Genomic DNA, 12,960 nt, shown 5'->3' with positions numbered 1-12,960 from the left:
TGCTCGGCGAGGGCCCGGTCCTGCTCGTCCGCGACGGGCAGGTGCTCACCGCGACGCTGCGCCGGACCCGCCTGTCCGAGGACGACCTGCGGGTGGCACTGCGCCGGGCGGCGGTGGGTTCCTGGTCCGACGTAGGGGCGATGGTGCTGGAGCGTTCCGGGACGATCAGCGTGCTGCGCCGCGGACAGATGGACGACGCGCTCGCCGACGTTGACGTCCGCCGGCCGACGACCGCCGTGGTGTCGAGGTCGCGCTCACCGCGAAGGGACAGCAGTCGCTGAGCCGGGCGCTGGAAGGCGTCGACGGAGTTGGTCGTGCTGCACATGTCACCGGCCCGCGGCCATGCCAGAGTGTCCGCATGCCTCGCGGATACAAGTGGATCGCCGCGGAGATCGAGCGGCTGGACCCGGAGATCGACTACGAGCGGATCTGGGCGCTGTCCGCGACCTACTGGGTCGACGAGTTCATGATGAGCTTCCTGTACAGCGTCAGCTTCCCGAACTTCGTGATGCCCGCGAACGGTGGCCGCACGGTGAGCCGCGGCGGTACCGGTCCGTTGATCACCGCACCCAACCGACGCCAACTCGAGACGGTGCATCACTTCTGGACCTGGTTCGCGCTCGGGCCGTCCTCGGTGCACACGCAAACCTCGGTGGCCGAGGTCAACGCGTTGCACCAGGGCATCAGCCGCCGCTACCCCGGCGACTTCGGGCACAACGACGACTTCCTCTACACGTTGTGCTTCCTCGGTGCGGGTTACCACCGCATCCGCGAAGAGGCGGGGTTGCCCGGGTACACCGCGAACCAGCAGGTCGCCACGCACCGGCACTGGCGCGCGATGGCAGCGCTGTTCTGGACCGAGAACGGCGTGATCACCGACTTTCCCGCCGACTTCGACGCGATGGTGGCATTCCTGGACGAGTGGGAGTCACGGCACACGCAGTGGACCGCGGAGGGGGCGGCCTGCACCCGCGCGGTCATCGACCAGTTCGCTGCCCGCTGGTTCCCGCGGCCGCTGCACTTCCTCGGCCGGGCCATGCTGTGCTCGTTCTACGGCGAGCCGATCCGCCGGGTCCACGGCGTGGATGCGCCCCGTCGCGCGACCGTCGCGGTGATGCGGACGGGCCTGCGCTGGTATGTCACCGGCAAGGAACGGTTGCTGCCCGACCCCCGCCGGTCCACCCCGCAACGGCACCGACGCAGGAACCGCGGCAGTGCATCCGGGGTCGCCACCTAACGGACCGGGTCAGTCGCACAGCTCGCCCAGTCGATCGACCTGAGAAACTTCCCGACATGAACCTCACCCTTGAGATGGCCCGCACCATCGTGGGCGCCGCCCGAGCCCACGCGCAGCAAGCCGGGCTCAAGCCGCTCACCGTCGTCGTACTGGATGCGGGTGGTCACCTGCTGGCCGCCGAGCGCGAGGACGGTGCCTCCATCAAGCGCTTCGAGATCGCGCACGGCAAGGCCTACGGCGCGCTCGCCCTCGGCATGGGCTCTCGCGCGATCATGGCGCGCGCCGAACAGCAGGCGTATTTCGTCGCCTCCGTGACCAATGCCGTGGGCGGGGCACTCGTCCCGGTGCCGGGCGGCGTGCTCGTGCGGGATTCCTCCGGGCTCCTGGTCGGGGCCGTTGGCATCTCCGGTGACACCTCTGATGCCGATGAGGCGGCCTGCGTGGCGGGCATCCAGGCAGCCGGTCTGGGCGCCCAGGTCGACTGAGGCCCCTCACACCTGCCGGGACGGGAGGCGGCGCAGCGCTCGCATGCCGACCCGGGCGGAACGGTGCCTCAGGGCACGCTCGAACGAGTACTCGCTGCGGCAGATCTTCGCGAAGGTGCGCCACCCCGGAGGCGTCGCCAGCGCGAGGTGGAGAAGCGCCGGGTGGCGCTTGAAGGCGCCATAGAAGACATCGCCCGCCTCCATCTCATTGCCCAGGGTCAGCTGGATGTGCTGTTCGTAGTGGTCCACGGGCGCACGGTCTCCGCTCAACGCGGCCTTGGCGGCAGCCAAGCCGGCCAGGGTTCCGGAGCGAAGTGCGTAGCTGATGCCCTCCCGCGTGCATGGCTCGAGCAGTCCCGCGGCGTCGCCCGCGACGATGACGTTCCCCCGGACCAGCGGGGAATCCGCGGTGCGACACCGGGTCAGGTGCCCGGAATCCTGCGCCGGCTCGATGTGCTCCAGACCCAGCTGTCGAACGAGTCTCGACAAGTAGGCCCTGGTCCCCGCCGGATCTCCGCGTTCTGCGATGACCCCCACCGTGAGGAAGTTCCCCTTGGGGAACAACCAGCCGTAGGACCCGGGCATCGCACCCCAGTCCAGGTGCACACGATTGCACCATTCGTCGGCGAGGGCACCGCTGACCGGGAGTTCGTATTCCAGGCCCAGATCCGTCTGCCGGTAGCGCACGCCCACATGGCGTGCCGATATTCCGGCACTGCCGTCCGCCCCGATGACGGTCCGCGCCGATATCGATGTGCCGTCAGCCAGATGGACCGAGACACCGCCGCCGGCCACCGGTTCCTGCACAGAACGCACCAGGGCCTTTTCGCGGATCACCACCCCGCAGGACTCGACGGCGTTTCGCATGGCCGCGTCGAACTCCGACCGGTCGACCATGGACAGCGCCGGTCGTGCACGGTCCGCCTTCACGTACCGCCACTTGCCGCGGTAGGTGAAGCTGACGGCGGTGACCTGTGCACGGATGGGAATCGTCAGATCCGGCCCGACGCTGTTCAGCGAGAAGCCGATCATGCCGCCTCCGCAGGTCTTGTAGCGCGGGTGCCGGGCGCGGTCGAGGACGAGCGTTCGGGCGCCGAGGCTACCGGCCGCGTGGGCGGCGTTGAGTCCCGCCGGGCCGGCACCCACGACGACCACATCCCATTGGTCGGTCACCGACATCACTCCGCGCGCGCGGCCCGGGCGACGATCGCGGCCAACTCGGCGCCGGCGTCCTCCTGGCAGAAGTGCGCCGTGTTCTGCAGCGTCCGGTGCTCCTGCTTGGCCGCCCCGGCGATCAGCTTCTGCAGTGGTGCGGCCATGCCGGCGGTGATCGGGTCGGAGTCGCCGAAGGCAGTGACGAACGGCCGGTCGAAGGCGGCGAGGCCGATCCAAGCCGCCCGGTTGGCAGCCGCACCGGGTGCTTCCGCAGTCCCCGGCACGAGCATCGGGAACGCTCGCGCGCCGGCCTTGTATGTCTCGTCGGGGAACGGCGCGTCGTAGGCCGCGATCTCGGCGGCCGACAACTCGCGGTAGGTCCCGCCGTTGACGATCCGCCCCACCCCAAACTGTGGCGTCTCCTGCGAGTACCGTCGCCATGCCTCGAAGGCCGGACCCAACGAGTGGTGCCCGGTCGGCAGGCCCGTGTTCGCGGCCACGACGGCGCGGAACCGCGCGGGCTGTTCACCGACGATGCGCAGGCCGATGAGCCCGCCCCAGTCCTGACCGAACAGCGTGATGTCCTCCAGGTGCAGCGTGTCCAGCAGCGACACCACCCAGCCCACGTGCCGGTCATAGCTGTAGGCCTCGCGGTCGGTGGGTTTGTCCGAGCGTCCGAACCCGATCAGGTCCGGGGCGAGAACGCGGAAGCCCTCGGCGGCGAGCGGCGGGATCATCCAGCGGTAGAGGAAGCTCCACGAGGGCTCGCCGTGCAGCAGCAGCACGACCGGGCCGTCGTCCGGACCGGCCTGCACATAAGCCATCCGGACGTTAATGCCCTCCGCGCTCACCTCGGTGTACGCGGGCTCCCACGGGAAATCGGGCAGGTCGGCAAAGCGGGCGTCGGGCGTGCGGAGAATCTGCATGCCCCCATCTAAGTCGATGCCTGGAACGAGGAGTTCAACGTGACCCCGAGCACCTACGAACGACTGCTCGGGGTCACGTCTTCGGGCTCAGCGGGTTGCGTCTCCATTCCTCTGCGGGTCAGACGCGGCGAGTACGTCCGTGCACTGGGGGGTGGCGATCGAGCTCGCCCATCCGGTGTTGTCCGCGTTGGAGATCGCCGCGAAGTAGCAGTACGGCACCCTCGGATTGCGTCCCGTGGCGAACGTGCGCGGTCCGGCCAGACCACCGAGTCCGGTCCATTTCTGTCCCTGGAAGGTGTACAGCCCCGTCAGCAGATCGGCCGTGGTCGGGTTGGTGGGACTCAGCTCGGCCGCGGCGGCCAGCAGCAGGGCGCCCGCGGTCCAGCCCGCGCTCGCCGTGGTGCCCAGATCGATGCCGGGGCTGTACTTCTGCAACGACGTGCGCCAGTACTTCTCGGCCGGGGTCTGGGTGGCGAACCATGGGAAGAAGTTCAGCGCCACGTACGCGTTGCCCAACCACTTGTTCCCGGCCAGGAACTGCTTCTCGGCGCCGACACCCAGCGAGGTCGGCAGGACGTTCGGGTAGTACTGGACCTGCTCGCAGGAGCGGGCCATGCGCACCATCGAGGCGGCGTCCATGAGTAGCGCCAGTGCCTCGACGCCGGCGCTCTTCAGCTCCAGGCACTGCTGGACGTACGAGGGCGCGGTGATCGATGCCGGGAGCGACTTCTTCAGGGTGACGCCGAAGTCTGGTGCGAGTTCCTTCAGTGCGGCGTCGTTCTGACCGCAGCCGCGCGGGACCTCGACGCAGTAAATATCCCCCATCACGTTCTTTTTGAAGTACCCCGTTGCACCCTTGAGGTATCCGTAGGCAACGGCCGCCCCCGGCGGTCCCTGCGGGAACAGCAGCGGATTGGTGAACCAGGTGCTGCTGGCCAGGTCGCCACCGATGATGGGGATCTTGTAGCGGTTGACGACCGGAACCACGGCGTCGATGGTGAGCACCTCGACGTTGCCGACGAACGCCAGGATCTTCTGACGCTGAATCAGCTCCTGCGCCTTGGCAGCCGCGGTCGCCGGGTCACCCTGATCGTCCTCGAAGGAGATCCGGAACCGATGCCCGTTCAGCCCGCCGCAGGCATTCTGCGCGGCGACAAAGGTCTGCAGCGCGGAGCGGGCGGGAAGCATGAGCTCGCCCAAAATGCCGGACAACGTGCTCACGTTCCCGAACGGGACATCGGAGAGCGTGGCCGGCATACACGGCGCCGTGCCGCCGAAGACCCGGGAGGTGGCGACGAGGCGCTCGACGGCCGACTGCGTGGTCCCGGCGGTGCCGGCGCTGACGGACGTGCGGCCGCGCTGCGGGCTCGTGACCGCGCTGGTTGCGCTCCCGTGCGCGGCAGCAGTGCCGCCGGCCTGTGCGACGGCGTTGTCCGTGACGCCGGTCGACTTCGCTGCCTTGGCAGCCGAATCGGTTCTCTCCGCGGCCGGTGGCACTGCGGGGGCGGCAGCGACATCGGACGAGGTCGCCGTACCCCGAGTGGCATCGGCTGCCGCGCCGGCCGGAGCGGCAGCGACCTGCTCCGCGCCGCGCCCGCCGCAGCCCGCGAGCAGGGCGAGCGTGGTGGCACTGGCCAGCACGGTCGAAACCCACCGGCGGCTCATGACCGCAGTCCCGTCGTGGTCAGCAGCACGTCCCGCAGCAGGTGCTTCTGGATCTTCCCGGACGGGTTACGCGGGATGGGATGCACGGCGACGGCGTGCGGGATCTTGTAGCCCGCGATCCGGTCGCTGCACCAGTCGCGGATGTCGGCCAGCGTCGGTTCCCGGTCCGCGATGGGCTGGACGACAGCGAGAATGCTCTCCCCGTAGTCCTCGTGCGGGATCCCGATCACCGCCACATCGGCGATGTCCGGATGACCGGCCAGGGCGTTCTCCACCTCGACCGAGTAGACGTTGCGGCCACCGGTGATGACGAGGTCCTTCAGTCGGTCGACGAGGGTTATGTATCCGTCGGCGTCGAGCCGGGCCAGATCGCCGGTGTGCAGCCACCCGCCCCGGATCGTCTCGGCGGTGGCGGCAGGCTGGTTCCAATAGCCCTTCATGACGGTCTCCCCACGCAGGATGAGTTCGCCCACATGGCCGGGCTCGACCTCGTCGCCCCCGGGGGTTACGACGCGTGCCTCGGTGTTGGGCAGGGCGTACCGGCCGCTGGCCTCCGGACGTACAGCAACCTCGGTCGGCCCGGCGTAGATGCCACCCGGCCCGGCCTCGGTCTGGCCGCACAACTGATAGAGGCTCACCTCGGGCAACGCCTCCAGCAGGGCGTTGACAGTGGCCCCCGGCATCGGCGCGGCACCGAACAGGCCGACCCGCCACGCGGACATGTCACGGGTGGCCAGGTCGGGCAGCCGCAGCAGGAACTGATACATCGTGGGCACGCCGAAGAACACCGAGATCCGTTCGGCCTGCAGAGCATCGGCAACCGCGGCGGGTTCGAAAGCGGGCAGCACGACGTGCGTGGCACCCAGCATGGTGCCCGGGAACAGGAAGCCGCACAGTTCCGCGGCGTGATAGAGCGGAGCTACATGCAGCAGCCGGTCGGCATCGCGCATCCCGAAGGTGCCGGTGATGTTCACCCCGACCCACAGCATGCGGTGGTGGTCGAACAGCGAACCCTTCGGCTTGCCCGTGGTGCCCGAGGTGTACAGCAGCATGGCGTCATCCGACTCGACCGGACGGTGCGTCAGATCGGGGCGCTCCGGCTCGGCGAACAGGTCACGGAACGCCGTGCCCGGGCCGAGGGCGAACACCGTCGGCCGTGCGTCCGTGGCCGCGATGCCGGCCGTCATCACGGCTTCGAACTCCGGCGCCACCAGCACCGTGCTCGCGCCGGCATCGACGATGAGATGGGCGATCTCCGGCGGGGCGTTACGCGGATTCGCCGGCACCAGGATCGCCCCGGCGCGCAGTGCAGCGTAGGCCGCGACGACGAACGCGTCACTGTTCGGCGCCATCAGCAGCACCCGATCCCCCGGACAGGTGCCGGCGGCGGCCAGCGCGGCAGCGCCGCGTTCGACGTCCGCGGACAACTGCCGGTAGGTACGGCGATGGTCACCGAATACCAGCGCTTCCCGATCCGGGCAGCGGGCTGCAGTCGAGGACAGGGTGTCGCAGATGGAGGACATCAGATGCTCCCGTTGTTCACGCCACAGATCTCGGACCGCCAAGCCGCCCACAGGCCGGCGAACTCCTCGCTCAACAGGGCGCCTGTCTGCTCCCTGGCCTCGGCGCACAGGGCGGCCGGAAGATCCAGCGCGGCGGATTCGCGCATGAGGCGTTTGGTCAGCGCCACGGCCCGCGCCGGTTGCGCCGCGATTTGGCCGGCCAGCGACAGGGCCTCGGCCAACGGGTCGTCGCAGACCCGGGTGACCAAACCGAGACCGTGCCCCTCCGTCGCCGCGACGCGACGTCCCGTTAACGCCATCTCCAGCGCGACCGCATGACCGACCACCCTCGGCAGCAACCACGTGGTGCCGTAGTCGGGGGCAATGCCCATGTGAATGAACGCCGCCACGAATGTCGCGTCCGGAGCGGCGATCCGCAGGTCGCAGGCCAGCGCGAGGCCGAGCGCACCCCCGGCTGCCGGTCCATTGATCGCGGCGATTGTCGGCTTGTCCATCCGGTGCAGCACGGCCGAGGCCTGGAAGCTCGCCAGCAGCAACGCCTCCAGTTCATCGGCCGGCAACTGCGCCGACTCGCCGACCAGGGCCAGGTCACCACCGGCGCTGAAGACCCCGTGCGCACCGGTGAGCACCACAACCTTGACCTCGGGGTCGACGGCGAGCGCTTCGAGCAGCCCCGGCAACGCCCGCACCATCGCGTCGTCGAAGGCGTTGAGCCGGCCGGGCCGGTCCATCACGACCAACGCCACGCCGGGCTCCGGCGTCTGCATACTCAGCCCGCTCATCGACCTGCGCTCCAAAAGTAAATCCATGTTTGTCCTACGCGGGACACGATTACCTTCGTTCTATCATTGACTGGCGTAATAAGTAAATTGTCATTAGTCTAGATCTGCAGTCAAGAGGGAGACCGAATGGCCGGCAGACCCCGCGATCGACGGGCGCAGATCATCGCCGCGGCGGCGGACCAGTTCCACCGCGTCGGCTATAACCGAGTGGGGACCGGCGACATCGCCACCGCGGTCGGCATCACGGCCGGCGCGCTCTATCGGCACTTCCGCAGCAAGCAGGAACTGCTCAGCGAGATCATCGTCGACCGGGTGGAACACCTCGAGGCGGCGTTCAACAGCACCGCGCACGAATCCATGTCCGACGTCACCCGCGCGCTCACCGGGCACGCGCTGGACTACCGCGACCTCGGGGTGTTGTGGCAGCGCGAATCCCGGCAGCTGCCCGGCCCGGAGCGCGACAAACTGCGCCATCGCGGTCGCGAGCTGGCTCTGCGGCTGGCCCGACGCATTCGGGCGGATCGGCCTTCTCTCACCGATCAGCAAGCGGAACTGCTGGCGTGGAGCGTGTTCGCCGTCGTCGCGAGTCCGTCGCACAACAAGGTCGAACTTCCCCGCCCGAGGTTCGACGAGCTCTTGGCAGCCACGGCCGATGCGGCACTGCGGGCTCCGCTGACCGCGCGGACCCGGCGTTCCCCCGCTCGACCCTCGATCGACCGCACGCTGCTGCTCGATCGCGCCTCGCGCCGCGAGATGCTGCTGGACGCCGCGGTCGAACTCTTCGCCCGCGACGGGTACCAGCAGGTGACCATGGAGGACATCGGCGCGGCCGTGGGCATCGCCGGGCCGAGTATCTATCACCACTTCACCGGCAAGCCCGAGATCCTCGACGCCGCCATCACCCGCGGCACCCAGTGGCTCCAGTTCCTCCTCGCGCAGGTGCTGGGCTCGGCAGGCACGCCCAAGGAGGCCTCGGCCGCGCTGCTGCGCGGCTATGCCACGTTCGTCCTGCCGCACAGCGCGTTGATCGAGGTGCTGCTCAACGAGACCCCGAACCTGCCCGAGGACCGACGCCATGCCACCCGGCGCGCCCAATACGAGTTCGTCACCGATTGGGTCCGGCTGCTGCACCACGACCGGCCCCACTCGGATCCCACGGAACTGAGGGCCGTCGTGCTGGCCGAGCTGACGATCATCAACAACATCGCGCGAACTCAGCACCTCGCCGCGGATCCCGCGGTTGTCGACGACCTGGTCAGCGTCTGCTCGACCATCCAGCAGCACACGAGCCGAGAGGCCGGCGGCACTGACAGCCGGTCAGACTGACGTTTGGATCTGGCGAGCACCGCACACTGTGCCGGTCCCCCGGGCATCTCGATCAATTCCTTACGGCGCGCACACCCTGGCGGAACTCCGAGGGCAGACACCCGTACCGCGCGCGGAAAACACGGTTCATGTGGGAAAGATCGGCGAAGCCCCAGCGGGCCGCGGTGTCGGTCAGCGTGCACTGCCCGGTACCGGCGGCGAGGTCCCGGGCGCAGGCCTCCACCCGCAGCGCCATGACCGTCTGGGCGAACGTGCGGTCGGTGTGTTGGTAGAGCGCGTGCAGCTTGCGCACCGAGATGGTGAAGCGTCGGGCAACGTGTGCGGCCGAGAGGTCGGCCCGATGCAGATTCCCCGTCAGATATCGGTTCACCGACGCCCGCAGTGCGGTGTCCAGCGCGTCACGCCCGGCCGACAAATGCTCGCGGCCGTCGCTCGCGGCGGTGGCGAGCAGAGTCAGCAGGGCAGCCTCGGCCGACTGCGCGGCCGGCTCGTCCAACGACTCCACGTGCTGCCAGATGCTGGTCATCGTCGAGGCGACCATCGCGGCGATGCCGCCCCGGCTCGCATCGTGCGTCACCGCCGTGAAGCCGGCCCGATCCGCGACCAGCGGCACCAGCCGCTCCCGCGGTACCCGGAAAGAAAGCACCTGCCACTCCCCGCTGCGCTCGTCGCCCAGGTAGGTCAGCCGGTAGCTGTCGGTGGTGTCGAACATGGCGAACCCACCGGGCGCGATCTGGCAGCTGCGGTCGCCCTGCTCGGCGATGCACCGGCCGCGTAGTTGCAGGCTGACGAAGATGTCCTCGGAGCTCATCCGCCGGATCTCGGCCGCGCCGTGAGCCAATGACTGGGTCCGCGAGCACACCTCGGCGCAGTGCGAGGATCCGAGCTCCGAGGACTGCACCCACCCGGTCATGCCCTGCGCCACCGGCTCACCGCCACGGTGCTCGGGTTCGCGCTCGGCGGCCAACGGCGTACACACCTGGCAGATGACGTCGCGCCAATAGCTGAACCGCTCGGCGACCGGCTTGTCCGCCACGCTCAGATAGCGCACGACCTCACCTCCGTGTCCGCCAGCGTATCCGCGACGGGCTACGCCGGTCAGCGACGCCGGCGTGGATCGCCGCCCTCGCTCAGCCACCACGGCGCCATCATCTGATCCCCGCCGGCGTCCGCCTCGTCCAGTGTCCGGTCGATGACGGCTGCCTCGCGCGCGTCTGCCTGCACCCAGCGCACCGCGAGTATCGCCAGGAACGGCACGTCGATGAGCTCGGCCAGGATCCACAACACCTCACCCGCCAGGTGTTGATCCCGGATCGGGCTGGGTCCCCACCCGCGGTGGATCGGACCCCAATACGTGCTCGCCAATTCCTCCGGACGCAGCCGCACCAACAGGCCGGGGATCGCGTCGATGATGAGCTCGACGATCCCGACCAGAACCCCAATGCCGATGGACATGGAGCTGGACGGGACACCGTCACCGACGACCGGGAGCAACACCGCGACCCCGATGACGAGCACGATCAGTTGCACGACCTGATCGAGCAGGTCATGGCGCAGCGTCGCGCCCAACAGGGGGGTGAACACCACCGCGGTGAACATCAGCGGCACCACCAACGGCGCCACCAGGGGGCTGGACAGCGTCTGCCAGACGCTTGCCCCGAATCTGGACTGCCGTGGTCCCGCCGCGGTGCGCAGCAACGTGGCCGGTCGACCGGCGGCCAACAACCCCGGCACCACCGTGGCCAACAGGCCCAGCCGCAGTGCGTAGGCCCAGAACAGCCGCCCGTGGTAGGCGCCCAACACCGACATGCTGGTGACCACGAACCCGCCGAGTCCCGCTACCAGGAACGTCGCCGTCCGGGCCACCGGCCAGCGCCCACCGCGGGTACGCACCCGGTGCACACCGGCGAGGTACCCCGCGGCCGCCAGCACCGCCGCCCCGACCAGGACCGGCTCGAACACCCAGTGCCGCGCGGCGGTCCCGGCGGTGAGCGCCGGCAGCGCACCGGTTGCGGTGATCACCCGCCGACCGTACGTCGTGCTCCCCCAGCGCTGCTCACCGACCCGCGCGCGTAGCGACCTGCTCGCGGTAGAACGTCCTGATGTGCGCCTCGACGAGATTGGCCGCCCGCGCCGCCTTACCGGATTCGATCGCGTCCACGATGGCGGAGTGCTCGGTGATGAGCTGATCGGCCACCGACCGCCAGTCGTCCATGGCGGCGAACGCGCGAACCATCTCCGCTTTGACGGCTTCGCGCAGCGCCTGCATGAACGTGGCGGACAGTTTGTTTCCGGACGCCCGCGCGATCGCGACGTGGAACTCGGCGTCCAGTTCGTTGAATTCGATGGAGGACTGCCGCGACCCTCGCTGCAACTCGATCAGGGCGCGCAGCGTGGCGATGTCCCGCTCGCTGCGATTGCTCGCGGCGCTCGCCGCCGACTGTCGTTCCAGCTGCACCCGAACGTCCACCAGATCGTCCAGCGCGATCTCGGCCAGGGCCACGTGCAGCCGCAGCAGCGTGCCGAGTGCCTCGGTCGAGCGCCCGGAGATGGTCGAGCCAGACTCCCGACCGCAGCCGCCCCGGGACTCGATGATGCCCATCGCCTCCAGCGACCGCAGGGCTTCCCGAACGCTGCTGCGGCTGACGCCGAGCGCTTCGACCAGGTCGCGCTCACTGGGCAGCTTTGCGCCGACCCGCAGCTCTCCGTCGAGGATTTTCTCCTGGATCTGCGCCACCACCTGCTCGTGGGTGCGAACCCTGCGGACCGGGGACCATTCGGCGGAAGCGGTCACCTCAGAACACCGGCGATTCGACATAGGAACCGAACACCCCGCGCAGGGCGCCGGTGATCTCGCCCATGGACAGATGCGCCCGGACGGCCTCGAGAGTGGCCGGCATCAGGTTCGCCGAGTCGTCCTTCGCCACCCGCATGAGTTCGGCGAGGGCCCGTTCGGCGCGGACGGGATCGCGGTCGGAGCGGACCTGCTTCAGCCGGGTGATCTGGCGGTGCTCGGACTCGGGGTCCAGTTTGTGGACTTCGACTTTCTGATCGTCGACGGCATCGCGGTACTTGTTCACCCCGATCACCGGGCGGTCGCCGGAGGCCTTGCGCTTGGCGAACTCATAGGCGGTGTCGGAGATCTCCCGTTGGAAGAAACCCTGCTCGATGGCCGCGATGACGCCCCCGAGCTCGTCGATTTTCACGAAGTACTCCTCGATCCCGCGCTCGAGGGAGTCGGTGAGGTTCTCCACGTAGTAGGAGCCACCCAGCGGGTCGATGACCGAGGTGACGCCGGTCTCGTCGGCGAGAATCTGCTGGGTGCGCAGCGCGACCTTCATCGCCATCTCGCTGGGGATGGTGTACGCCTCGTCCAGTCCGTTGGTGTGCAGCGACTGTGCTCCCCCGAGCACGGCGGCCAGCGCCTGCAACGCCGTACGGACGATGTTGTTCAGCGGTTGCGGCTTGGTGAGCGTGGCCGCGGCGGTCTGCGCGTGGAACCGTAGCCGCATCGAGTTCGGGTTCTGCGCGCCGTAGCCCTTCACGAGTTTGGCGTAGAAACGGCGAACGGCGCGGAACTTGGCGACCTCTTCGAACAGATCGGCCTGGCTGACGAAGAAGAACGACAGGCGTGAGGCGAAGCTGTCGATGTCCACCCCGGTGGCCAACACGTCCTCGATGTAGGCCTTGGTGATCGCCATGGTGAAGGCGATCTCCTGCTGCGCGTTGGCCCCGGCCTCGCTGATGTGGTAGCCGCTGATGTTGACCGGGTTGTAGCGCGCCATGTGGTCGGCGCAGTAGACGATCGTGTCGCGCACGATGCGCATGCTCGGGCGCACCGGGAACACCCATTCCTTCTGC

Annotated in this window: 13 protein-coding genes; 4 read left to right on the top strand and 9 right to left on the bottom strand. The window is 68.9% G+C overall.

Features of this window, described 5'->3' with window-relative positions:
* The 3 genes from VGJ14_20725 to VGJ14_20715 all read left to right on the top strand — a co-directional run.
* A partial coding sequence (locus VGJ14_20725; protein ID HEY2834853.1) for a YetF domain-containing protein occupies nt 1-281 on the top strand: 281 nt, incomplete at its 5' end.
* Nucleotides 282-358: 77 nt separating this feature from the next.
* Nucleotides 359-1,237, top strand: a complete 879-nt coding sequence (locus tag VGJ14_20720; protein HEY2834852.1) for a hypothetical protein — start codon at nt 359-361, stop codon at nt 1,235-1,237.
* Nucleotides 1,238-1,293: 56 nt separating this feature from the next.
* A complete protein-coding gene (locus tag VGJ14_20715) occupies nt 1,294-1,722 on the top strand; it encodes a heme-binding protein (GenBank protein HEY2834851.1) in 429 nt (142 codons plus the stop codon).
* Nucleotides 1,723-1,728: 6 nt separating this feature from the next.
* Here the strand turns inward: VGJ14_20715 and VGJ14_20710 are convergent, their stop codons facing one another.
* The 5 genes from VGJ14_20710 to VGJ14_20690 all read right to left on the bottom strand — a co-directional run bounded on the left by VGJ14_20710 (nt 1,729) and on the right by VGJ14_20690 (nt 7,773).
* Nucleotides 1,729-2,895, bottom strand: coding sequence for a geranylgeranyl reductase family protein (locus VGJ14_20710; protein ID HEY2834850.1), 1,167 nt, complete (start codon nt 2,893-2,895; stop codon nt 1,729-1,731).
* Between the two features lie 5 nt (nt 2,896-2,900).
* Nucleotides 2,901-3,803, bottom strand: a complete 903-nt coding sequence (locus tag VGJ14_20705) for a haloalkane dehalogenase (protein ID HEY2834849.1) — start codon at nt 3,801-3,803, stop codon at nt 2,901-2,903.
* A gap of 87 nt (nt 3,804-3,890) precedes the next feature.
* Nucleotides 3,891-5,468, bottom strand: a complete 1,578-nt coding sequence (locus tag VGJ14_20700; GenBank protein ID HEY2834848.1) for an ABC transporter substrate-binding protein — start codon at nt 5,466-5,468, stop codon at nt 3,891-3,893.
* Nucleotides 5,465-6,991, bottom strand: coding sequence for an AMP-binding protein (locus tag VGJ14_20695; protein ID HEY2834847.1), 1,527 nt, complete (start codon nt 6,989-6,991; stop codon nt 5,465-5,467). The genes VGJ14_20700 and VGJ14_20695 overlap by 4 nt, the downstream gene beginning before the upstream one ends.
* A complete protein-coding gene (locus tag VGJ14_20690; protein HEY2834846.1) occupies nt 6,991-7,773 on the bottom strand; it encodes an enoyl-CoA hydratase-related protein in 783 nt (260 codons plus the stop codon). Before VGJ14_20690 ends, VGJ14_20695 begins: the two co-directional genes overlap by 1 nt.
* Before the next feature lie 126 nt (nt 7,774-7,899).
* On the opposite strand from VGJ14_20690, the gene VGJ14_20685 reads away from it, so the two are divergent.
* Nucleotides 7,900-9,099: a helix-turn-helix domain-containing protein gene (locus VGJ14_20685; protein ID HEY2834845.1), complete on the top strand. Its 1,200-nt coding sequence runs from the start codon at nt 7,900-7,902 to the stop codon at nt 9,097-9,099.
* 52 nt (nt 9,100-9,151) lie between these two features.
* Here the strand turns inward: VGJ14_20685 and VGJ14_20680 are convergent, their stop codons facing one another.
* The 4 genes from VGJ14_20680 to VGJ14_20665 form a co-directional block, all read right to left on the bottom strand.
* Nucleotides 9,152-10,150: a helix-turn-helix domain-containing protein gene (locus tag VGJ14_20680; GenBank protein ID HEY2834844.1), complete on the bottom strand. Its 999-nt coding sequence runs from the start codon at nt 10,148-10,150 to the stop codon at nt 9,152-9,154.
* Between the two features lie 47 nt (nt 10,151-10,197).
* A complete protein-coding gene (locus tag VGJ14_20675) occupies nt 10,198-11,121 on the bottom strand; it encodes a cytochrome c oxidase assembly protein (protein HEY2834843.1) in 924 nt (307 codons plus the stop codon).
* A 34-nt stretch (nt 11,122-11,155) separates the two neighbouring features.
* Nucleotides 11,156-11,893, bottom strand: a complete 738-nt coding sequence (locus VGJ14_20670) for a FadR/GntR family transcriptional regulator (protein HEY2834842.1) — start codon at nt 11,891-11,893, stop codon at nt 11,156-11,158.
* A gap of 1 nt (nt 11,894) precedes the next feature.
* On the bottom strand, nt 11,895-12,960 hold a 1,066-nt coding region (locus VGJ14_20665), incomplete at its 5' end, for a methylmalonyl-CoA mutase family protein (protein ID HEY2834841.1).

The sequence above is a fragment of the Sporichthyaceae bacterium genome (genome assembly GCA_036493475.1).
Classification (GTDB): domain Bacteria; phylum Actinomycetota; class Actinomycetes; order Sporichthyales; family Sporichthyaceae; genus DASQPJ01.
The sequence above is the reverse complement of the archived record's forward strand: the minus strand, read 5'-3'. Positions and strand labels throughout refer to the sequence as shown.